Source organism: Flavisolibacter ginsengisoli DSM 18119 (assembly GCF_900129295.1).
Classification (GTDB): domain Bacteria; phylum Bacteroidota; class Bacteroidia; order Chitinophagales; family Chitinophagaceae; genus Flavisolibacter; species Flavisolibacter ginsengisoli.
Genome location: NZ_FQUU01000020.1, coordinates 1 through 21,631 on the forward strand (window position 1 = coordinate 1; position 21,631 = coordinate 21,631).

18 protein-coding genes are annotated in these 21,631 nt (G+C 41.1%); 13 read left to right on the plus strand and 5 right to left on the minus strand.

Translation table 11 applies throughout. The annotated features are described in order from the left end of the window. Positions 1–306 precede the first annotated feature (306 nt). Positions 307–909, minus strand: a complete 603-nt coding sequence (locus BUA53_RS17740; RefSeq protein ID WP_072836738.1) for a hypothetical protein — start codon at positions 907–909, stop codon at positions 307–309. Between the two features lie 469 nt (positions 910–1,378). Here BUA53_RS17740 and BUA53_RS17745 point away from each other — a divergent pair, with 469 nt between their 5' ends. The 5 genes from BUA53_RS17745 (at position 1,379) to BUA53_RS17765 (ending at position 6,218) form a co-directional block, all read left to right on the plus strand. Next, positions 1,379–2,644 carry a replication-associated recombination protein A gene (locus BUA53_RS17745; protein WP_072836739.1) on the plus strand — a complete coding sequence of 422 codons (1,266 nt, stop codon included), beginning with the start codon at positions 1,379–1,381 and terminating at the stop codon, positions 2,642–2,644. A gap of 54 nt (positions 2,645–2,698) precedes the next feature. Beyond that, a complete protein-coding gene (locus tag BUA53_RS17750) occupies positions 2,699–4,054 on the plus strand; it encodes a M28 family metallopeptidase (RefSeq protein WP_072836740.1) in 1,356 nt (451 codons plus the stop codon). Positions 4,055–4,063: 9 nt separating this feature from the next. Continuing rightward, the gene (locus BUA53_RS17755; RefSeq protein WP_072836741.1) at positions 4,064–4,510 is read left to right on the plus strand and encodes a GNAT family N-acetyltransferase; all 447 of its coding nucleotides are present in this window, start codon (positions 4,064–4,066) and stop codon (positions 4,508–4,510) included. 348 nt (positions 4,511–4,858) lie between these two features. Next, complete coding sequence (locus BUA53_RS17760) at positions 4,859–5,842, plus strand: hypothetical protein (RefSeq protein WP_072836742.1); 984 nt, start codon at positions 4,859–4,861, stop codon at positions 5,840–5,842. A gap of 10 nt (positions 5,843–5,852) precedes the next feature. Beyond that, positions 5,853–6,218 carry a T9SS type A sorting domain-containing protein gene (locus tag BUA53_RS17765; protein WP_072836743.1) on the plus strand — a complete coding sequence of 122 codons (366 nt, stop codon included), beginning with the start codon at positions 5,853–5,855 and terminating at the stop codon, positions 6,216–6,218. 414 nt (positions 6,219–6,632) lie between these two features. Here BUA53_RS17765 and uvrA read toward each other — a convergent pair whose 3' ends face one another. Beyond that, entirely contained in the window at positions 6,633–9,521 is a 2,889-nt protein-coding gene (uvrA, locus tag BUA53_RS17770; protein WP_072836744.1) for an excinuclease ABC subunit UvrA, read from the minus strand. A gap of 163 nt (positions 9,522–9,684) precedes the next feature. Between uvrA and BUA53_RS17775 the strand changes: the two genes are divergently transcribed. The 7 genes from BUA53_RS17775 to BUA53_RS17805 all read left to right on the plus strand — a co-directional run bounded on the left by BUA53_RS17775 (position 9,685) and on the right by BUA53_RS17805 (position 14,820). Then, a complete protein-coding gene (locus BUA53_RS17775; protein WP_072836745.1) occupies positions 9,685–10,281 on the plus strand; it encodes a hypothetical protein in 597 nt (198 codons plus the stop codon). A gap of 174 nt (positions 10,282–10,455) precedes the next feature. Continuing rightward, the gene (locus BUA53_RS17780; RefSeq protein WP_072836746.1) at positions 10,456–11,127 is read left to right on the plus strand and encodes a YiaD family glycine zipper/OmpA-like lipoprotein; all 672 of its coding nucleotides are present in this window, start codon (positions 10,456–10,458) and stop codon (positions 11,125–11,127) included. A 26-nt stretch (positions 11,128–11,153) separates the two neighbouring features. After that, positions 11,154–11,807, plus strand: coding sequence for a porin family protein (locus BUA53_RS17785; protein ID WP_072836747.1), 654 nt, complete (start codon positions 11,154–11,156; stop codon positions 11,805–11,807). 103 nt (positions 11,808–11,910) lie between these two features. Beyond that, on the plus strand, positions 11,911–12,567 hold the full coding sequence (locus BUA53_RS17790; protein WP_175546113.1) for a phosphatase PAP2 family protein: 657 nt from the start codon (positions 11,911–11,913) through the stop codon (positions 12,565–12,567). An 87-nt stretch (positions 12,568–12,654) separates the two neighbouring features. Then, entirely contained in the window at positions 12,655–13,233 is a 579-nt protein-coding gene (nudK, locus tag BUA53_RS17795) for a GDP-mannose pyrophosphatase NudK (protein WP_072836749.1), read from the plus strand. Beyond that, positions 13,233–13,610 (plus strand): DUF4406 domain-containing protein, encoded by a 378-nt coding sequence (locus tag BUA53_RS17800; protein WP_072836750.1) that lies wholly within the window; start codon positions 13,233–13,235, stop codon positions 13,608–13,610. The genes nudK and BUA53_RS17800 overlap by 1 nt, the downstream gene beginning before the upstream one ends. 169 nt (positions 13,611–13,779) lie before the next feature. After that, complete coding sequence (locus BUA53_RS17805) at positions 13,780–14,820, plus strand: LLM class flavin-dependent oxidoreductase (protein WP_072836751.1); 1,041 nt, start codon at positions 13,780–13,782, stop codon at positions 14,818–14,820. Positions 14,821–14,930: 110 nt separating this feature from the next. Here BUA53_RS17805 and BUA53_RS17810 read toward each other — a convergent pair whose 3' ends face one another. Genes BUA53_RS17810 through BUA53_RS21460 form a run of 3 tightly spaced genes read right to left on the minus strand, consistent with a single transcriptional unit; the run spans position 14,931 to position 19,429 of the window. After that, the gene (locus BUA53_RS17810; RefSeq protein ID WP_072836752.1) at positions 14,931–17,492 is read right to left on the minus strand and encodes a TonB-dependent receptor; all 2,562 of its coding nucleotides are present in this window, start codon (positions 17,490–17,492) and stop codon (positions 14,931–14,933) included. A 43-nt stretch (positions 17,493–17,535) separates the two neighbouring features. Beyond that, entirely contained in the window at positions 17,536–18,267 is a 732-nt protein-coding gene (locus BUA53_RS17815; protein WP_072836753.1) for a LytR/AlgR family response regulator transcription factor, read from the minus strand. Further along, on the minus strand, positions 18,260–19,429 hold the full coding sequence (locus tag BUA53_RS21460; RefSeq protein ID WP_072836754.1) for a sensor histidine kinase: 1,170 nt from the start codon (positions 19,427–19,429) through the stop codon (positions 18,260–18,262). Before BUA53_RS21460 ends, BUA53_RS17815 begins: the two co-directional genes overlap by 8 nt. Before the next feature lie 293 nt (positions 19,430–19,722). Here BUA53_RS21460 and BUA53_RS17825 point away from each other — a divergent pair, with 293 nt between their 5' ends. After that, positions 19,723–21,165 carry a vanadium-dependent haloperoxidase gene (locus BUA53_RS17825; RefSeq protein WP_072836755.1) on the plus strand — a complete coding sequence of 481 codons (1,443 nt, stop codon included), beginning with the start codon at positions 19,723–19,725 and terminating at the stop codon, positions 21,163–21,165. Positions 21,166–21,631 lie beyond the last annotated feature (466 nt).

The following is a 21,631-nucleotide window of genomic DNA, read 5'->3' on the forward strand; positions in this document are numbered from 1 at the left end:
CTCTTCAACCTAAATCAATAAAGTAACGAATTCTATTTTGAAATAGCCCAATAGTCTTACAGGTATGATACGCTGTTCTAATGCAGTCCAAAGATGCTTCGTGCCTCAGCATGACAGCGTTCGATTGTTTATGTATTGCAGCCAGTCTGTTACATTGAGAGACATGTTTTCATTTAGGCTTTGTAAAAGCCTATTATGAAAATGCTCTCCAACCTAACCAATTGTTTGACCTTCGCAACGACAGCATACAATAGTTCTCTTCAGACCTAACGAACCAGAAACAAAAAACCAAAAACCAGAAACTGTCTATACAGCATGTTTAAGGAGAAACATTGGGATTTGGTAATCCGGTGGAAAATCTCCTTCAAACCTTACCTTCCAGTCATAATCCTCCATATATAGTTGAAAGTACTCTGTGTCTTCAGCAGTAAGTGGTGCTGTTACTTTGACAAGTAGTTTATTCTTCATCTTCTTTACCTTTTCTTTCTTGGGCTCTTTCAGCCTTGCTTCCAGTTCCTTTTCAAAGGAAGAAAGCAGCAGCGTAAACTGTTCCTGGGTAAGGGAGATGCGCTTTTGCTCTGAAAGAAAGCTATACAGGGCAGTGAATACATCCCCTATATCCATTCCCTGTTTTAAACCAAAAATAGCTATGGTCCTTACCTGTTTAAACAAATGCCTGTATCTTCTTTTGGTGGGAACAAAGCGGTAGATGATGGAAGACATGATATTGCCTGTACCAAACCTCTGAGCACTTCTCCTGCTTCCTTCAAAGGCAGTGTCCTTCCAGAAGCGCTTACTACTTACTCCGGGAAGCATTCTTACCAGGTAGCCCCACATCTGATCATAATAAAAGTTGGTGTCGCCATCCACTGTACCTGTTGCCTTAACGTATCCTGTTTGCTTTGCCATTTGATATTGGATTTTATAACTGCAAGATTTTGAAAATCCATGTCAGTTCAAAACGACCATGTCCGTTTTGGCCGCTTTTGGCCGAATTGACCGATAATGACCGCTTTTGGCCGCTGGAGAGAGTTGAAAAGTTGAAAGGTTAACAGGTTGAAAAGTTGATAAGGAATAGTCCTCACTTCAACTCACCAATCATCCTTATAAATCCTGCTAATCACAGTTCTTTCCTTCATCATTCGATATTCCTTGTTCATCTGTTCGATATTCCCTCCTTCTTTCAGGGAAAGCCCAGCCAACGCCCTATCTCCGGTATAGATACTGCGTGATCACCACGCAGTATCTATACTGTAGCTATACAGTTGATGGGGAGTTGATGGGGAGAAGCTTACCTGGAAATGGTGATAAAATTGAAATCAAGCAGAATCAGATGATGGATTGCCGTCATACAAGCAATTCTTCGGTAATTTGAAGTATGAATGCAACACCTCTGGCTGAGCGCATGAGGCCCAGGCAGCTTGATGATCTTGTGGGCCAGGAACACCTTACAGGAAAAGGCAGTATTTTAAGGACGGCCATAGAGCATGGTAAGATACCCTCCATGATCCTTTGGGGACCACCCGGAACCGGCAAGACCACGATAGCCCATATCATAGCCAATACGCTTAATGTCCCCTACATACAACTTAGTGCCATCAGTTCGGGGGTAAAGGATGTGAGGGATGCTATTGGGCAGGCTAAACTGACTACAGGAACCATCCTGTTCATAGACGAGATCCACAGATTTAATAAAGGGCAACAGGATGCCTTGCTTGGAGCTGTTGAGAAGGGAACGATCACCCTGATAGGAGCAACTACAGAAAATCCCTCCTTTGAAGTGAACAGCGCCCTGTTAAGCCGCTGCCAGGTATATGTGCTGAAGCCTTTGGGTGAAGAGGATCTGAATGATCTTTTGAAAGAAGCCATTCAAAAAGACGAATGGCTGAAAACAAAGAATATTGAATTGAAAGAAACAGAGGCGCTACTAACCATTTCAGGTGGGGATGCCCGCAAACTTTTAAACCTGCTGGAACTGGTAGTGGATGCTTTATCAGGCAAGAAAGAAATTGTGATTACTGATGAACAAGTGATGAACATTGCACAGCAGCGCATTGCCCTCTATGATAAAAGCGGGGAACAGCATTATGATATTATTTCAGCTTTTATCAAATCCATGAGGGGTTCTGATCCCAATGGGGCCATTTACTGGCTTGCCCGGATGATAGAAGGTGGGGAAGATGTAAAATTCATTGCCAGGCGTATGGTGATCTTTGCCAGTGAAGATATTGGCAACGCCAATCCAACAGCTATTGTATTGGCGAATTCCTGCTTTGAGGCAGTAAATAAGATAGGCTATCCTGAATCAAGGATCATACTGGCACAATGTGCTACTTACCTTGCTGCCTCGCATAAAAGCAATGCATCCTATATGGCCATTGAGGAGGCATTAGATAAGGTTCGCAATGAAGGTGACCTTCCTGTTCCACTTCATATCAGGAATGCTCCCACAGGGCTGATGAAGAAGATGGGCTATGGCAAGAACTATAAATATGCACATAGCTTTGAAGGCAATTTTGCTGACCAGGAATTTCTTCCGGATGAATTAAAGGGAACCGTTTTTTATGACCCGGGTAAGAATCCCCGGGAAGAAGAGCTACGCAAATTCCTGCGCAGTCTCTGGAAAGACAAATACAATTATTGACCAGGGTTGAGCATTATATAATAGTTTAGCAGCTTTCAAATCTTTGATCACCTCATGAAAAAGATATTATCCATACTCCTGTTTGCAGTGGTGGCTACTCCACATGTTTCTTTTGCACAAACCATCATTCACCGCGATCCGGAAATAGAACAAATGGTAAAGGAAATATCTGCAGATTCACTGAAGTCCTATATCCATAAGATGGTAAACTTTGAAACCCGCAGTACACTAAGCACTACAAAGGATAAAAAGAAAGGAATCGGTGCAGCACGGGAGTGGGTAGTACAACGGTTCAATGAATTTTCCGCCAATAGTGGCGGAAGAATGACTGCCTTTGTAGATACTACTACCATTGCAGCTGATGGCAAACGCGTGGATGTAGCAACCCACCTCGGCAACGCCATGGCCATACTCAAGGGTACAGATTCAACAGACAACAGGATCTATTTGATAAGCGGCCACCTTGATAGCCGTGTGACGGATGTAATGAACCGCACCGACCAGGCTCCCGGAGCAAATGACGATGGAAGCGGTGTAGCGGCTGTTATGGAATGTGCACGCATCATGAGTAAGCATAGATTTCCAGCCACCATCATTTTTGTGGCGGTAAGCGGCGAAGAGCAGGGACTCCTGGGTTCAGGTTATTTGGCGGATAAAGCCAGGAAGGAAAACTGGAATATAGATGCTATGCTTAACAATGATATTGTTGGCAGCAATAACAGTAATGAAACCAATATTATTGAGAATACAAAGCTGCGGGTGTTCAGCGAGGCCTTTGCTACCACTGATACTGGAAGAATAGCTCAAAACATCCGCAACATGGGCCTGGAAAACGATGGTAAGGCACGTCAACTGGCACGCTATGTCAAAGAGATTGGTGAACGTTATGTTGACAACATGCAGGTGGTAATGATTTACCGCAATGACCGTTTTCTTCGCGGCGGTGATCATACTCCATTTGTGCAGAAAGGTTTTGCGGCGGTGCGCCTGACTGAAATGAATGAGAATTACAACCATCAGCACCAGGACCTGCGCACCGAAAAAGGGATCATTTATGGCGACCTGCCTCAGTTCATGGATTTTGAATACCTGAGGAAAAATACAGGTGTCAATCTATCAACATTAGCCAACCTGGCAAAAGCACCCTCCATGCCACAGGAAGTGAAGGTGGATGTAAAGAACCTTACCAATTCTACTACCATGGCCTGGAAAGCACCAAAGAACGGACAAGTAAAAGGGTATTATATATTAATGCGGGAAACCACCTCGCCGGTATGGCAAAAAAAGATCTATACAGAAGCTACAACTGCCACGCTACCCTATTCCAAGGACAATTATTTTTTTGCAGTACAAGCTGTAAATGATAGTGGCAATGAAAGCCTTCCTGTAGTTCCGGGTGTTGGTCGTTAAATTTGCGGCATGTCAACACAATGGGTGCTGAAAACATTTGAAGCATTGACCCCTTTTGAGCTTTACGCTATACTTCAGTTGCGCAATGAAGTATTTGTGGTGGAACAGAACTGTGTGTTCCAGGATGCAGATGATAAAGACCAGGCGTCCTGGCACCTGATGGGCATGCAGGGAGACAGGCTGGTGGCTTACACCAGGCTGGTGCCACCTGGGGTCAGTTATAATGAACCTTCTATTGGACGGGTAGTGACGGCACCAAAGGTTCGTGGCACTGGAATTGGCAAAGAATTGATGCAACAATCTATCAATGAATGTTACCGATTATTTGGCGAACAGCCTATCAAGATTGGCGCACAGTATTACCTGAAACAATTTTATGGTTCGCTGGGCTTCGAACAGGTAAGCGAAATATACCTTGAGGATGGCATTGAACACATCTATATGGTTAAGCAATGAGCCAGAGATCCATATTCCTACGGCCAATTATTTTACATACACGATTATCTTACTGCAACATTCTCATTCAAAAAGTACGCACGTTTTGCCGGCTGCATTCATTTTATGTTTTACAAAATGCCTTTAAGTAATCTGCGCTAACAAAGGATAATTAAAATAAGCTCATTTAGCAGCTTATTTATTACGAAATAGATAATCTACTTATTATTATTTAGTAGTTCTACTATGGGTCTTTAGGGTTTCCTCTTGATTATTGAAATTTCTTTACTATACACTTGTACAATATAATTCATGTACATACTTTAGCCATGTTATCCAAATCCTTGTTAAAACCAAAAACCCAATTCTATGAGAACAAATGTACCAGGCGTACGTACACTAGTACTCATTCTCGCGTTAACCCTTTCTACTTTACGAAGTTTTTCCCAATCTATATCTACCGGCAACGGTAAGGTTGAAATCGGCTTAGGAATAGGCCCATTGATATTTCTGGGTGATCTTGGTGGTAACTATGGAAAAGGCACACGGTTTGTGAAAGACATAAACTTCTCTACTATCAATCTTGCCAAAGGCATCTTTGTAAATGTATATCCTGAAGAGTGGATAGGCTTTCGGGTAGCCATTAACCAGGGTCGCCTGGAGGGCTATGATAGTGTCGTTCATAATAAAGGTGGTGATGAATATTTCCGCGAAAAGCGAAACCTGCAATTCCAGTCACCTCTCCTGGAAGCATATGCAGCATTGGAAATTTACCCTACTGTATTCATGGAGCGATATGATGGATTGCAAGGCAAACTACGCCCTTATGGTGTGATTGGTTTTGGAGCTTTTAAATTCAATCCTAAAGGAAAATATTATGATCCATTTGGAAGAGCTACCTGGGTAGATCTAAAGCCATTAAGGCTGGAAGGCCAGGGAATGGCTGAATACCCTGACCGTAAGGAATACAAACTGATGTCCTGGGAGATACCAATTGGTGGAGGTGTAAAATACTATGTAAAGGAAAACTTTTATGTTGGTATGGAAATCATGCACCGCAAATCATTTACTGACTATGTGGATGATGTGAGCACTACTTATATAGACAATGCTTTGTTTGCCAATTACCTGACACCAGAGCAGGCAGCTATGGCCAACCAGTTATACTTCCGTGAAGGTTTCAAGCCTGGAGGATCATCTAACCGTGTGCCACCAGATGGTGAGCAGCGTGGAAACCCAAAGCAAAACGACAGCTTTTTTTCAACCATATTAAAACTTGGCTGGAGATTGAATGATTCCAATTCACCAAACGGAAGAGCAGCCAGGCAAATGCGTTGTCCTTCATTTTATTAATACTGTGAATATGAAAAATAAACTGATACTAACTGCTTTACTTTTTGTTTGTTTCACGGCAGCAAATGCCCAGGCAAGCAACTACGCATACAGCCTTAATTCTACAAATGAGAGCAAGGCAAGGGATACTGACAAGAAGAATAACACTGTTAGTATAAGTCCCAATCCAAGTTATACCGGTGATATCAGTGTAACCTCCAAATCAGAACAGGAATTACACTTTTATATATTCGACCTTGAAGGTACTTTGATCTACCAGACCGTTTTAAAGACCAAAGAGAAGAAAGCCATTAACAGTCTGAATAAAGGCACTTATATGTATAATGTATTTGCCAATGATGAAAGCATAGAAGAAGGTAAATTAATTATCAAATAAAAACATTTCCAATAAGCGGCAGAGAGCTTAATAAAATGCAATATCGGTTGATGAAACCTAATCCGTTCCCTATATTCGTACGCTAAATTTTATTAACTACTTTCTGCCCTCCTTATTGGAACTTTTTTCACCTTAGTTCTTTTCATTGCCATAACTAAAATCCCGTAGAGGCAGAGGGCTTGGTATAATCTTGTATCCGAATGAAAAAGCCACCAGCTCTTTTCAAGAGATTTGCTTAAATACCCTCTGCTATAATATGGGTTCCCTGGATGCTATTGCTTTCCTGCAATAATGAGTGCAATTTTCTTTCCTTAACTTCTTTACAATTAAAGTATTAATTTGAATCATTGAATGCGTAAACCAATTGGTACGCAACATGTAATTCATCCTTACTGACTTTACATGTCACAGCCGTTACTTCAATTCTTCCTTGAGGAAACGTGCAGTGTGGCTTTGCTTAACCTTTACAAGGTCTTCGGGCTTACCTTCAAATAATACAAGTCCACCTCCTTCGCCTCCTTCAGGACCAATGTCTATAATATGATCAGCAACTTTAATGACATCCATATTATGCTCAATAACCAGGACCGTGTTGCCCCTGTCCACGAGTTTATTCAATACCTCCAGCAAATGGTGTATATCCTCAAAGTGTAAACCGGTTGTTGGTTCATCAAGTATATAAAAGGTCTTCCCTGTATCTCTTTTAGCCAGTTCAGTTGCCAGCTTCACGCGCTGTGCTTCTCCCCCACTGAGTGTCACTGCCGACTGTCCCAGCGTTATATATCCAAGTCCAACATCTTCGAGTACTTTTATTTTCCTGTAAATGAAGGGAACTGCAGCAAAAAATTCTACTGCTTCTTCTACCGTCATATTTAATACATCTGCTATTGACTTTCCCTTATAGCGTATTTCAAGAGTTTCCCTGTTGTACCTTTTACCATTACATTTTTCACAATGCACGTATACATCAGGCAGAAAGTTCATTTCTATGGTTCGTAAGCCACTGCCTTCACAGACCTCGCAACGACCGCTTTTTACATTGAAGGAAAAGCGGCCTGCGTTGTAACCGCGGATCTTGGCTTCGGGAATGGATGCAAACAAAGTTCTGATCTCTGTAAAAAACCCACAATAAGTGGCAGGGTTACTTCTTGGTGTACGACCAATAGGTGACTGGTCTATTTCTATGACCTTGTCAATATTTTCAAGCCCTGTAATTTTTTTATAACCCAGCGCATTGAACTTTGAATTGTAACAATATTGTGATAACAAAGGATAAAGCGTTTCATTGATCAGGGTAGACTTACCACTGCCGCTAACGCCTGAAACCACGATCATTTTTCCCAACGGAAACTTAACCGATACATTTTTAAGGTTGTTACCAATGGCTCCCTTTATTTCTATGTTCTTTCCATTTCCTTTTCTCCTTTCTTCCGGAACAGCAATTTTTCTTTCCCCATTGAGGAAATGAGCAGTGAGGGTATCTTGTTTCAGAACAGACGCCGGTGTGCCCTGGGCCATAATATGCCCGCCATGAAAGCCTGCCTTGGGTCCAACGTCAATTAAATGATCTGCAGCGAGCATGATGTCCTTATCATGTTCTACCACTATCACGCTGTTTCCAATGTCCCTTAAGTTTTGAAGTGCTGTGATCAACCGGTGGTTATCTCTCTGGTGCAACCCGATAGAAGGTTCGTCTAGCACATAAGTTATTCCCTGCAGTTGTGAACCGATCTGTGTAGCCAACCGTATACGTTGTGATTCGCCACCGCTCAATGTCCTGGTTGGACGATTGAGTGATAAATAAGTAAGACCTACATCAAGCAGGAACTGGAGCCTTTCTCTTATTTCTTTGATTATCTCTTTGGCAATTATATTCTGTTTGTTGCTAAGCCTTGACTCAATGCCTACAAACCATTGTTGTAATTGAACAAGATCTTTATTACTTAATTCCGCGATATTGTTTTCGTCAACCTTAAACCAAAGGCTTTCTTTTTTCAGCCTTGTACCACCGCACGTGTTACAGGTTGTGAGTTCCATAAAGGCTTCAGCCCATCGTTGTATGGCCTCACTGGTGCTGGTAGCAAACCAACGCTTCACCTGGTTTACCACTCCTTCAAATTCTCCACTGTACACATTACCATCTATCTGCTCATCATCAAACTGCAACTCCTCTCCTGTTATGCCATCTTCCTTACCATATAGTACAAGGTTCAGTGCTTTTTCAGGCAGCTCCTTTATGGGCTTGTCAAGACTGAATTTATTCTTCCTGGAAAGAGTTTGCACCTGCCTGAATATATAAGCTTCTCTTTCACCTCCCAATGGAGCTATACCACCTTCGTTAATACTTAAGTTATCATCAGGAATGATAGCTTTCATATCAACAGTATAAACCTGTCCCAAACCTTTACATGTGGGACAAGCACCATAGGGTGAGTTGAAGGAAAAAGAATTAGGTGATGGTTCCTCATAACTGATGCCGGTATCTTCACACATCAGCTGGCGGCTATAGGCTGCTTCCCCGTATTTTGATAATGATGACTTTTGACCTTCTGCTTCATACATCACAAACATCAGGTCTTTACCCAGGCGAAGTGAATCCTGGACGCTCTGGCTGATGCGCGTACGCATATCCTTTGTCACTTTCATGCGGTCTACCACCAATTCTATGTCATGTATCTTATAACGGTCAACCTGCATTTTTGGAGTAAGGTCTTTCACCTCACCATCTACCCTTACTTTTAAATACCCCTTCTTTCTTACCTCTTCAAATAGTTCACGGTAGTGCCCTTTACGCCCCCTGACCAGGGGTGCCAACAGTGTTATTTTATAGCCATCAAATCTTTTGTAAATATTGTTCACGATCTCATCTTCACTCCACCGTACCATTTTCTTCCCGGTGTTATAGGAATAGGCATCACTGGCCCTGGCGAATAGAAGACGCAGGAAATCATACACTTCTGTAACAGTTCCAACAGTGGAACGGGGGTTCTTGTTGGTTGTTTTCTGTTCAATTGAGATTACAGGAGAAAGCCCTGTGATCTTATCAACATCAGGACGTTCCATCTCACCAATGAACTGCCGCGCATAAGCGCCAAAGGTTTCCATATACCTGCGTTGACCTTCCGCATATATAGTATCAAAGGCAAGAGATGATTTACCACTTCCACTGATCCCGGTTATTACCACCAGCTTATTTTTTGGAATAGCGATATCCACATTCTTGAGGTTGTGCTCTTTAGCACCAAAAACTTCTATAAACTCTTCAGGCATTTCACCATTTCCAGGCAACAAATTTTTTTTCATAATTAAGCTCCACAGCTAAAAAGCGAAGATACGTTGACCTTTTATTTTGCTAAATAATTTAACAATCAGGGCAGTGCCGGGGAATTATTTTCCTGTTTTTTAAAATTTGGCACAGTATTACGTAAGTAGGGCGAAAACCTTTCCCAAATAAAAAGTTTTACGTATGAAAAACACCATTTTTCTATTTATTGCAGCACTGTTCATCACAGCTTCTGTAAATGCACAATCAACTGTTGACTCAATCAGAGCCAAGTATACGCTTCAGCCAATGCCAGGAGCTTTAACACTTGAAAAAGCTTTCCCGGTTCTAGGTACTTATCACCTGACAACCGATTCTACGAGTACACTTACTGTTAGTATGGATTCAGCCAGCAAAGGCATCGTATGGGTTGAAGGCCTGCCACAAGGAAAATTCAAAGCTTTCCTGAAGCAATCGCCTGCAACTTATAGAATTACTGCTCAGAAAACAGAAAGCGGCACAAGTGTACCAGAAGGAACTTTGATGTTTGACACAACTACCAACACATTAAATATTGCGTTAGGTAAAGCATACAACGAAGCCAATCCAGCTGAGATCTTTGGAACTGTAGCTGATGCAGGAGTATCTGCTGATGTGGCTAACACAGGTACAGAAGTTAAAGTGAAAACTAAAACAAAGACAACGAAATCAAAAGCCAAGGTTGTATTTTACTCTGCCACAAAAGTAGATCAGAATACTACAGCTACGACAGGTTCGCTGCAGCCACAAAGCCATCAATAAATAAATAGCTTTAAGATAGTCTTCTCGGTAAATAGGTAAAGAGGTTGCTCATGCAGCCTCTTTTCTTTTGTAAGGCCCGGTAGTAAATTTTGAAACTGTTAACAGAATTCTTAAAATTTCGTTAGGGAAACAATTGGGTATGGAGTTTGGAAACTGCAAAGGAAATAAAACGCTATGAAGACAATTAAACTATTGACAGTAACAATTGCATTGATGGGTCTTATCGCCACCGGATGTAAAAGCATGAACAAAACACAGAAAGGTGCGGTAATTGGTGCTGCAGGAGGTGGTGCTATAGGGGCAGTAATTGGAAAGGCAGCAGGCAATACCGCAATGGGGGCTATTATAGGAGCCGCAGTAGGAGGAGCAACGGGTGCAGTGATAGGCCATAAGATGGACAAGCAGGCAGAAGAAATGAAGAAGGTATTAGGTGATGCTGAAGTGAGGCGTGTTGGAGAAGGTATTGTAATTGATTTTAAAGAAAAGGTGCTTTTTGGTTTTGACAGATCAGACCTGGGTGCCAGTGCAGCAACTAACCTTGATAAATTGATCAATGTCCTGAATAAATATCCCGATACAGATATCAAGATCCTTGGACATACAGATAATAAGGGTACCGCAGAATATAACCAGGGGTTGTCAGAACGCCGGGCCAATTCGGTATCAGGTTATTTAAGAAATCATGGCATTAACAGCGGTCGTATAAGTACAAAAGGAATGGGAGAAAATGATCCGATAGCTAGTAATGATACAGAAGAAGGCCGCTCGCAAAACCGCAGGGTTGAATTTGTTATCACTGCGAATGAAAAAATGAAAGCTGATGCCAAAAAAGAGGCCGGGCAATAAACAGCGTAATCCTTAAACTATAGAATATGAATAAGAAAATGATCATTGCCGCTATTGCGGGAATCATGACAGGAACTGCCTATGGACAAAGCATGGTTAAAGAAACTGGACGGACCAGTTTTGGGATCCGGGCAGGTGTAAATTTTCAGAACATCAATGGAAAAGATGGTGCCGGTAATAGCTTGAAAAATGATCTTTTAACCGGATTCAATGCGGGTTTTAATGCTGAAGTACCATTGAGTTCAGGGTTTTACCTGCAGCCTGGGGTCTTGTACAGCGCAAAAGGTGCCAAATGGGCTAGTGGCAGCAAGGTGAAGCTGTCTTATATAGAAGTGCCGGTAAACTTTGTGTATAAGCCTGTATTAGGCTCAGGCAATATGTTATTAGGATTTGGACCTTATGTAGGGTTTGGCATTAAGGGAAAAGTAGAATCGCCTAATGGTTCTTCAGAAGATGTAAAGTTTACCAAGGACTATGATGCTACAGCTGGTGCCCCCCAATTCAAACGTTTTGATGCGGGTGGAAACTTACTGGCAGGCTATGAGTTTGCGAATAACGTTTCTTTCCAGGTGAATGCACAATTGGGGTTAGCGGATATCAATCCAAAGACCACTTTAACCAATGACAAGACCAAATTGAATAATACTGGTTTTGGCTTGTCGCTTGGTTACCGGTTTTAACATCCATCCATTCTATATCCACGAAACCGCTTTCAGTGAAAGCGGTTTTTTTATTACTTACATTTCAGGGCCCTATATCTTTGTCTCTAAAAGCCTTCCTGTTTTGTTAAGAAGTCAAGCCTATTGGCATTTTAGATTTGCTGCCGGTTTTAGCCTGTTCTTAGGTATCCTTATAAGTTTTTTTCTTACTGTTTATGGTAAGAACCATTCATTCCTGATCATCAATCAATTTCACAATCCCTCATTCGATGTATTCTTTAAATATTACACCTACCTGGGTGATGGAATGATATGGTTACCCCTTTTAGCCTATGTGCTTGTTTATAAAAAGGACTTTCTTTTTACCGTCATAGCTGCTTTCGTTATCTGCACCCTATTAACGCAATTCTGCAAATGGGTGGTATTTCCTGATGCCATGCGGCCTATTGCCAGTTTAAGGCAACAGGCACATATCATTTCGGGGGTGGAAGTTCATAGTACCAGTAGCTTTCCTTCCGGCCACACGAGCATCGCTTTTACCTACGCCTTGCTGATGGCCTTTTTATTAAAAAGAAAATTCTGGACAATCTTTTTCCCTGTGGTGGCCTTTTTTGTAGGTTATTCAAGGGTTTACCTTGCCCAGCATTTTGTGACTGATGTACTGGCAGGCATTGTTGTTGGTATTACATCATCATTCCTTGCATTGGTGATGTATCAAAGATTCAGGGATAGCAAAAAGCTGAAGGAAGAAAACCAAAAGCAGTTCACTAAAGCTGTTTAATTAAAGATTAATAATTAATACAAAGTCCATTAATACTTTCTGACTTGTTTTCAAATAAAGAATTAGAGAGCAACATACACAATAACCATGATCAATGAAGTAAAGATCCTGCAGACAGAAATATTATCAGATAATTGGTACACCCTCAGGAAGGTGGTCTATGAATACGTAAAAGCCAATGGGGAAAGAATGGTTCAAAGCCGGGAAGCCTATGATCGTGGTAATGGAGCTGTAATCCTGCTTTATAATAAAGAAAACCGATCAGTCATTCTCACAAGGCAATTCCGCTTACCGACATATATTAATGGTAATGAAACAGGTATGTTGATTGAGGCCTGTGCAGGATTACTGGACAAGGACGACCCTGAGGCCTGCATCCGGAGGGAAACAGAAGAAGAAACAGGATACAAGGTACAGGATGTGCAAAAGGTATTTGAAGCCTATATGTCCCCAGGTTCTGTAACAGAAATACTTTATTTCTTTGTGGCACAGTATACTCCCCTGATGAAAATCACAGATGGTGGTGGCATGGAACATGAGGAAGAAAATATCAAAGTATTGGAAATGAGCATAGACACAGCCATGGAAATGATGAAGTCGGGCGAGATACGCGATGCAAAGACAATTATGTTACTTCAGTATGCACTTCTAAATAATTTATTCTAATGTCAATATCTTCTTTAATGATATTGGTGGCAGGGCCTTACCGTTCCGGCACCAATGACCAGCCCGAGCTCATAGAAAAGAATGTAAAGGCCATGACAGATACGGCCTTACAACTGTATCAAATGGGTCATTTGCCGGTGTTAGGTGAATGGTTTGCGCTTCCACTTATAGAAGCCGCAGGATCGAAAGCCATTGGAGATGTAATTTTTAATTCGATGTTTCACCCTATAGCTATTCAATTGATCGATCATTGCGATGCAGTACTAAGAATTGGAGGCCCTTCGACAGGTGCAGATGAAATGGTGAATGTTGGTCTTTCCAAAGGAAAAAGGATCTTTAAAGGGATCGATGAAGTGCCTGGAACAGGGAACATATAGTTTGCTTTTTAACTTTTATTCCGGGACTCTTCTATACTTAATTTACCAGTGGGCATAACCTGTTCTTTACAGGCATGGAAGGCCAGGTGACAGTGCAGCACCCCGGAAAATTGAATCAAAGTTGTGAAGCAAGCATGTGCCGGGAGTACCTTTGATTAAAATAACAGTCATGGAGTTAGGTATTGGTATGTTTGGGGATCAGCACATTAACAATAAGGGTGAAGTGCAGTCCACGCAGCAGCGGTTACAAGAGCTAATAGAGGAGATCAAACTGATGGACGAAGTGGGACTGGACTTTTTTGGTATTGGCGAACATCACCGTCCGGACTATGCTGTGTCGACACCTGAAATTATCCTGGCAGCTGCAGCAACAGTAACTAAAAACATCAAACTGGGTAGCGCTGTTGCAGTATTAAGTTCCTCTGACCCGGTGAGATTGTATCAAAGCTATGCTACTATAGACCTGATCTCGGGAGGACGCGCCGAACTAATGGTGGGGAGAGGAAGCTTCATCGAGTCTTTTCCGCTATATGGCTATGACCTGAAAGATTATGATGCTTTATTTGAAGAGAAACTGAACCTGTTATTAGAAATCAATAAAGCAGAACGGGTAAACTGGAAAGGACAGTTCAGGCCTGCACTTGTCAACCAGGAAATCTATCCCCGTCCTGTAGATAATCACCTGGATATTTGGGTAGCCGTGGGAGGTACACCAGAATCGGTTCTCCGTGCCGGAAAGCATGGATTGCCGGTGATCTTTGCCATTATTGGTGGCAATCCTGCACAATTCAAGCCCTTATTTGATTATTACAGGAAAGTATATGAACATTTTGGCCATGATGCAAAGACACTCCAGGTGGGTGTTCATATGCATTCTTTTTTTGGAGAGAATAGCAAACAGGTAGCAGAAGCATATTATCCATTATATGCAGCTCAAATGGACCGCATTGGACGTGAGAGAGGGTGGCATGCCTACCAATCGCAGCAATTTGAGAACGGGCGCGGCCCGCAGGGTCATCTTTTGATTGGTGATGCTAATGAGGCCATTGATAAGATCCTGAAAATGGAGGAACTGTTTGGTCTCACTCGTTTTTCTGCGCATATGGATGTGGGTGGCCCATCGCATTTGTCTTTAATGAAATCCATTGAGTTGTTTGGGACTAAGATCGCCCCTAAGGTAAGGGAGGCATTGGCAAATAAACAGCAATAATTAGGAGGGAATAAAAGTCAAAAGGTAAAGCCTTTGGGGTACTACCGTGCTTTAGGGCTCTTGCATGTTAACTAATAAGCTGCACCTGTTTCAAAACAATAATGAATAATTTAATCAGCTTGAAGGGAATTCTGCTTTTTTAAATAAGGCACGTTGATCTTTATCTCCATCATTATGAGTCTTGAAATGGATGGTGAGGCCACCATCTCAATTTGACGACAATTGAAAAGATTTGTAACTCCTGCATTAATAGAAACCATTGCATTGAATTTATAACCAGCACTCAGGTCAACCGTTGTGAAACCACCCAATGGTCCCCAGTCAAAATTCTTGATGAGAGGGGGCTTGCCTGGAATTTCAATTTTTCCTCTTTTGCCTTTACCGGCTACAGTTCCTATCTGGCTACCACTATAAAATTCATATTGTTCCACATAGCGCATGGAAAAGTTGACAAATAATTTTGACTTAAATAAGTTCTGAAGATTTATTATGGCGATGGCCCTGTTTTGGGGCGTGTTTAAACTTTTTTCTTCAGCAGATACATAACCGTCTTTATTGGCGTCATTCTTAGGATTATCCTTTTTTATGTCTGATCCAAACCAGGAATATCTCACAGTAAAATTGATATGCTTATTGTAACTGTAGCTCACGCCTGCATCTATCCCAAAAGTTCTGACGTCTCCATAATTAAAAAACGTACTGAATGAAGCATTCTTTAAAGTATCGTTCTGAATTGATCCTGCAATAGCCGGGTTGTGTGTGACTAGAATTCCATTTACCGATATCACTCTTCCACCTACGCTTCGTGAAGGACTGATGAAGTTTTTACTAAGTCCATTATAATAGTTCACATCTATGTATAATTTCCTGAAGAAGTTTCCTTTATATCCGATCTCCCATGTTTGCACTTGTTCGGGCTGTAAAGGAGTAGTTGTTCGGTAATCTTCAGTATTGTGAATATTGGTTCCATTTGGTATGTAATATATACCTGATGCATTTCCAAAAAGAGATCTGCCGATACCGGCATATTGATTTTGAATGGAAGGCATTGCATAAGCTTTTCCCCAGGTGATGCGCAAGCTTCCATCTCGAAATCCTTTCAATAAGCCAAACCGGGGAGCAAAAAAGTTTCCAAAATTGCTATGGTGATCCAACCGGAGGGTACTGATGAAGCGGAACTTTAATGGCAATGATTTATCCAGTTGCACCACGGCCCCATATTGAGTAGTTCTTATTTTTTGAAAACTATCAATCAGAGTCAGGCCATATCCATTCGGCATATCTTTTTGAAACGCCATACCTGCTACCAGCAACAAACCCGCTTTTTCAAAATGATAGTTGTATTGCGCATCCGCATTGACACGTTGACTTTTTTCTGTCACATAATTTCCCAAACGCGTTGCAAATATTTCGGCAGAATCCGGAGGCAGGTAGCGGTTAGGCCCTATGGTTTGGCTACTGTGAGTTCGGTTCCAGAAATCACGCGTGTAGTTCCCCAAAAACAAAACCTTTCCAAGGTTGCCCCAGGTATTATAAACATTGGCAAATAAGTGTGGGTGAACAAAACGTGCCTGCAGAAAACCATAAGTGATATTTTCCAGGCGATTGTGTGTGCCGGTAGTTACCTGTGTCCTTGTAAACTTACTACCACCACCTGACACAATAATATCCTCACCAGGCTTTAGTGTATAATACAAATGCGCCTCACCCCGGGAGCGCCTGAAACCAAAGTCCTGGATGCGTTCGGGAATAGCGACTGCAGAACCAAAGAAGGGCGTATTGCCATTTTGATTGCCAGCATACACTGAATCGTGCCATTCATAATCTTTACCTATCGCATGTTCGCCTGTGATTTTATATGCCCATTTATTATTGATCTGCAAAGCATGCCGGAATCGGGTACTGTACTGGCTTTGACTTCCAATACTAGCAGAAACTGATGTTCCCTGGTATTGCCGCGGATCTTTGGTAATATAGTTGAACAGGGCATTATGTGCATTGGGGCCATAAAGCGCGGATTGGGGGCCCATTACGATTTCTATTCGTTCTATATCATCTTTTATAGTGCTACCGTTATTGAACAAGGCAAGTCCGGCACTTGCTGCGGCCATGGTGTTTCTCCCATCTACCATCTGGAAAACCTTGTTGTTGAAAGCACTGTTTAATCCCCTTGCATTAAAAGTAATGTCATCAACTCCAGAGCGTGTGTATTCAATGCCCTGAACCTTACGTACAAGTTCCGTGACATTGGATCCTGGGAATTCCTCCAGGTCCTTTCTTCCGATCACCTGAATAGAAGCAGGTGCGTTTGTGATTTTTTCCGGTCGCTTGGATGCAGAAATAATTACTTCATTTCCTATACGATTTCCTACAGTCAGTGAAACATTTACAAAGCTGTTATTGTGATCACTGATTGAAACAGGCAACTCCATTTGCTCATAAGCCACATGAGAAATGATCAGAAATATTTTCCCTGGAATCAGATCGCGCAATATGAATTTGCCCTTATCATCGGAAATTGTAAAAATATTTGTGCCTTTTACAGAAACACTTGCCCCGGGCAATGCTGTATTCGTTTGTTCATCGAAAATGACTCCATTTACCTTTCCTGTATTTTGAGAAAAAGCTAAATGAAAACCAAGCAGAAGCAAAGGCAAAATGATTTTTTTCATAACACAACTGGTGTTTGATATCACTGGCAGCTTTGTTTAAAAATTAATTCCCCTGCAGCTTCAAAAAGACATTGCGATAGAGCTTACCAATGGGCAGCTCTTTGTTTCCTATTTCAACACTTTCGGCAGTAAACGATTTCAATTTGCTTAATGAAACAATGTATGAGCGATGTACACGAATGAACTTGCTGTCAGATAGCATGGCTTCAACAGAAGCAATGGTTTGTCGCGTGATTAAATATCCCTTGTCCGTGTAAACCTTCACGTAGTCTTTGTCGCTTTCAATGTAGAGAATGTCATCAAGCAACACTTTTACCATTTTGCGATCGACACGTAAATAAATAAACGACGCAACAGCCTTATTTCCTCCAGCCATCAAAAGTGGTGAATCCGGTTCTTGTTGCTTTTGCGGAAATGCTTTATTAACTGCTCTCAGGAACCTATCGAACCGGATGGGCTTCAATAAATAGTCTGTAACGTCCAGCTCAAAACCTTCGTGCGCATATTCTTTATGTGCGGTAGTAAAAATAATTTTAGGAATGGTACGTAAGCTTCGTACGAACTCGGTACCACTAAGTTCCGGCATTCTGATATCCAGGAAAATTATATCAACAGAATGCTCCTGCAGGAAAATAGTGGCATCAATCGCATTTCCAAATTCACCCATTAATTTTAGCTTAGGCATTTGCTGAATGTACCTCTTAATGACGTCTCTAGCCATCGGCTCATCATCAACAATGATACATTTGGTCGTTATGTAGTTGCCATTAGACATAAGTTGCTTCTGATTTCTCAACCCGAACTTCATGTTGTAGGGGTTCCCCTTTGATTAATTCAACCCTGAGGTCCACTACATACACCTCTGCTTCCTCTCTTATCTGCAGATCATATTTGCCAGGGTATAATAATTCAAGTCTTTGCCGAACATTATTGATGCCGATACCGTCTTTGCTTTGTTCCCCAACCACAGCAGGCACTTTTCCATTCATTAATTTCATGACCAGGATTGCATCCCTTAATTCAACAGTAAGGCTAATCCATGGACGCTGAAGCACCTTGCTGGTTCCATGTTTAAAACAATTTTCCACAAAAGGCAGTAGCAGTAAAGGTGCTATAGATAGATTCCCTGTCTTATCTGGTATCAACACATGCACATCTAATTTGTTACCATACCGGATTTTTTCCAGGTTAATATATTCTGAAATCATTGAAAACTCTTGGTTTAAGGGCACTAAATTCTTTTGACCCTCATACAAAATATACCTGAGCATATCTGAAAGTCCCATGATCATTTTCGACCCTCTTGGTGACTCCAGTTGTGTCTGGGAATAAATGTTATTGAGTGTATTGAATAAAAAATGGGGATGCACCTGTGCTGTAAGCAATTGCATTTGAGCGGCAGTGTTTTCCTTTTGCAGTTGAAGGGTCCGCAAATTTTTTACATAGTAATACTTAAACATTTTAAAACTAGCTGCTAAGGCCACAGCAGTCAATGCCCCCTGCATAGCTGATAAGTATGCCAACATATATTTTAAAGATGTACTGGCGCCCTGGAATATTGCCGCTTGTGATGATATCCATATTACTTTATGCCATGGAATATAAATTAATAAGGAGGCGCTAACAGAAATAGTAATGATCAAAAGAATAATTACCCAAAAAGATGCCTTAATATATTTGCCTGTGAATACATACCGTGGAAGTATAAAATAAAGGAAAGGATAAACCACTATTGCCTGTGGCAAGAGTAATAAAAACGCCTCGGCCATAGATTGAAATATATTAGGCAAATGTCCAGTATCCTTCAAAAATTTCGGATTGAACTCACGCACCAAACCAAACCAAAAACCCCAAAAGCCCCAAAAAAGTAAATGCCTGTAAATACGGTACTTTCTTTCGTCAGAAAGTATAAACTTATTGTTGCCAAGAATGCTCATGCTTTTACAAGAATTTCATTTAAAGGGATAAATGAATCTGAATGCTTTCCCGGATACAAATCTTCCATTAAATATAATTTAATTTAAGATTAATGCGAAATACGAAGAGCAGGAAAAGACAGACGAAAGATTAAGCACGATTAATGCTTTTTACCTGCGACGAAAAACATTCTAAGAGGTAGTTTACCAACAAAATATACTTTCGTGAGAAGTCTGGCTTACTAAACGACAGGCATCTACTTTCTATATCTAAAGCTTTTGCATTTGTCGCATTTTGTAAAAGAGCGGTAGTAATGAAAAATAATTTTGATGTTGTAAACAATTATAATAATCAAAACCTTTTTACCATGACTACTTTATCGAGGCTTACAATTTCCGGTTTTTTGTTGCTCTTTATTTTTATTTCCTGCAAGAAAGAAATAACTGAACCAACCGACATAAATGCATCGACCTTAAAAAAAAGCAACTCACCGCTTAATCCTGGATTTGTAGAAAATGATATGGTGCTCTACTGGAATGACAAAGTAGCTACCGTGCTTGGCGCACCTATGAACCAACCCACACGCACCCGCTATTTTGCCATCATTGAAATAGCTGTTCATGATGCTTTGAATAACATTAAGCCCAAGTATGAAGGCTATGTACTAAATGACCGTGAGCAACATGCTGATCCAGATGCTGCTGTAGCCGCCGCAGCCTATTGGGCTATAAAAGGACTGAACCGGCAAGGATCCTTTCCAGTAGATGTATGGTATAATGAAAGTCTTGCCACCATACCTGATAACGAAAGCAAAGAGTTGGGAAAAACACTTGGCAAAAAAGCTGCTGACGCAATTATTTCCAACCGAGCAAATGACGGATTTACGCAAACTATCCTTACCTCACTCACCCCTGCTAATGGAGTGAATCCTGGTGAATATCGTTCAACAGTCACCGCCGTAAATAGTGTACCGACACAAACGCTTTTCCCTTTCAGGATACTTTATAACTGGGGCACAGTAATGAAGCCTTATGTAATTGAAAGCAACCAGCAATTCAGGCCTGACGGTCCTTACCCAGTCACCTCTAATGATTATACAGCCGATTTCATTGAAGTTAAATCAAAGGGATCAAGGGCAGCAAATACAAGAACTGAAGAAGAAGATAAGATGTCAAAATTCTGGAGTGAGAACCGGCAATCTATCCTCTGGAATAATATTGTGCGAAAAGCTATTGAAAACAAGAAGCTCGATGCATGGAAAACTGCAAGATTATTTGCCCTGATGCATGTATGTATGGCAGAAAGCATCAACTCACAATTTAATGCAGGATACTATTTTTATTCATGGAGACCAGAATCTGCTATCCGCCTGGCTGCAGCAGATGGCAATAACGATACTGAAGCTGACCCAACCTGGTTGCCTGCTTTGTCAGAAACGCCTACATCTGCTACTCCTTCTGTACCTGGTTATCCTAATGGCTTTGCTGCTTTTGGTGGAACAACAGCTGAAATACTTCGACTGTTCTTTAACTCTGATGAAACCTCAATTGAAATCACTACTTCATCAACCAATCCTGCTGTTACAGAACCTAAACCTACCTTTCATTTCTCTACTTATTCTGAAGCGGCAAGAAGTAATTCGCTGAGCATGATCTATTCAGGATGGGATTTTAGAAAATCAGTTTTAGATGGAGAAACAATGGGAAGACAAATTGCCAATTATGTATTTAACCATGCTTTTAAAGAAGTGGAATAATTACATTAACAAGATATAAGCAGCCTAAACATTCCCAGGGGTATAATATAATTAAACAAGGTGGCCTTAAAGCCGCCTTGTCCAGTTTAGTCTTTAACAGAGTTAAGCTCTACTGATCAGCCTCAAATATATTTTTTATAAGAACTATGAAACTATTACGCAACCAAATGTTGTATGTATCAGCTGAAGTTTTTCACTGCTATTACTTTGTTATAGAGTTAAATACGAGCCCTTGCAAAAGAGCTAACGCAGTACTCTTTCCCATCAATGTATATGAATGACATGGAGGTATAATGAAAGATTGTGTATCCTTTGTGATTAGTTATTTCTTCTTTCAATAAGAAAAGTCTATCTTCACCCTGACAATTTGAGCCTCGCATTAGTATTCAATAATTATTCTGCATCTGCATCTTAGTTAATTTTTACTCCTCGCCTTCCTCAGATATTTTTAATCTATTTATATTTT

Excerpts from the sequence above, each read along its gene's own strand:
- BUA53_RS17740 (WP_072836738.1), bottom strand. The coding sequence starts at position 909 with ATGGCAAAGCAAACAGGATACGTTAAGGCAACAGGTACAGTGGATGGC.
- BUA53_RS17745 (WP_072836739.1), top strand. The coding sequence starts at position 1,379 with ATGAATGCAACACCTCTGGCTGAGCGCATGAGGCCCAGGCAGCTTGAT.
- BUA53_RS17750 (WP_072836740.1), top strand. The coding sequence starts at position 2,699 with ATGAAAAAGATATTATCCATACTCCTGTTTGCAGTGGTGGCTACTCCA.
- BUA53_RS17755 (WP_072836741.1), top strand. The coding sequence starts at position 4,064 with ATGTCAACACAATGGGTGCTGAAAACATTTGAAGCATTGACCCCTTTT.
- BUA53_RS17760 (WP_072836742.1), top strand. The coding sequence starts at position 4,859 with ATGAGAACAAATGTACCAGGCGTACGTACACTAGTACTCATTCTCGCG.
- BUA53_RS17765 (WP_072836743.1), top strand. The coding sequence starts at position 5,853 with ATGAAAAATAAACTGATACTAACTGCTTTACTTTTTGTTTGTTTCACG.
- uvrA (WP_072836744.1), bottom strand. The coding sequence starts at position 9,521 with ATGAAAAAAAATTTGTTGCCTGGAAATGGTGAAATGCCTGAAGAGTTT.
- BUA53_RS17775 (WP_072836745.1), top strand. The coding sequence starts at position 9,685 with ATGAAAAACACCATTTTTCTATTTATTGCAGCACTGTTCATCACAGCT.
- BUA53_RS17780 (WP_072836746.1), top strand. The coding sequence starts at position 10,456 with ATGAAGACAATTAAACTATTGACAGTAACAATTGCATTGATGGGTCTT.
- BUA53_RS17785 (WP_072836747.1), top strand. The coding sequence starts at position 11,154 with ATGAATAAGAAAATGATCATTGCCGCTATTGCGGGAATCATGACAGGA.
- nudK (WP_072836749.1), top strand. The coding sequence starts at position 12,655 with ATGATCAATGAAGTAAAGATCCTGCAGACAGAAATATTATCAGATAAT.
- BUA53_RS17800 (WP_072836750.1), top strand. The coding sequence starts at position 13,233 with ATGTCAATATCTTCTTTAATGATATTGGTGGCAGGGCCTTACCGTTCC.
- BUA53_RS17805 (WP_072836751.1), top strand. The coding sequence starts at position 13,780 with ATGGAGTTAGGTATTGGTATGTTTGGGGATCAGCACATTAACAATAAG.
- BUA53_RS17810 (WP_072836752.1), bottom strand. The coding sequence starts at position 17,492 with ATGAAAAAAATCATTTTGCCTTTGCTTCTGCTTGGTTTTCATTTAGCT.
- BUA53_RS17815 (WP_072836753.1), bottom strand. The coding sequence starts at position 18,267 with ATGTCTAATGGCAACTACATAACGACCAAATGTATCATTGTTGATGAT.
- BUA53_RS21460 (WP_072836754.1), bottom strand. The coding sequence starts at position 19,429 with ATGAGCATTCTTGGCAACAATAAGTTTATACTTTCTGACGAAAGAAAG.
- BUA53_RS17825 (WP_072836755.1), top strand. The coding sequence starts at position 19,723 with ATGAAAAATAATTTTGATGTTGTAAACAATTATAATAATCAAAACCTT.